Source organism: Mesorhizobium sp. M7A.F.Ca.MR.148.00.0.0, from assembly GCF_003997735.1.
In the GTDB taxonomy this organism is placed as follows: domain Bacteria; phylum Pseudomonadota; class Alphaproteobacteria; order Rhizobiales; family Rhizobiaceae; genus Mesorhizobium.
This window is the reverse complement of record NZ_RZTB01000379.1, coordinates 1-223: the sequence shown is the minus strand read 5'-3', so window position 1 is coordinate 223 and position 223 is coordinate 1. Positions and strand designations below refer to the sequence as shown.

Sequence of the window (223 nt, the reverse complement as noted above, 5' to 3'; positions counted from 1 at the left end):
TGCCGAATCCGTCGAGATCACCTACGATCCGTCTGAGATCACCTATGGCCAGCTGCTGCAGGTCTATTTCTCGGTCGCCCACAATCCCACCCAGCTGAATTTCCAGGGTCCGGATTCCGGCACGCAGTACCGCTCGACGATCTTTGCCGAAAACGATGCACAAAAGAAGATCGCGCAGAGCTACATCGCCCAGCTCGACCAGGCCAAGGTGTTCCGGGAGCCG

1 protein-coding gene is annotated in these 223 nt (G+C 58.3%); it reads left to right on the top strand.

Translation table 11 applies throughout. From position 1 onward, the window contains the following. Positions 1 to 223, top strand: a 223-nt coding sequence (locus tag EOB49_RS38400) for a peptide-methionine (S)-S-oxide reductase (RefSeq protein ID WP_245472999.1), incomplete at both ends; no start/stop codon positions are given.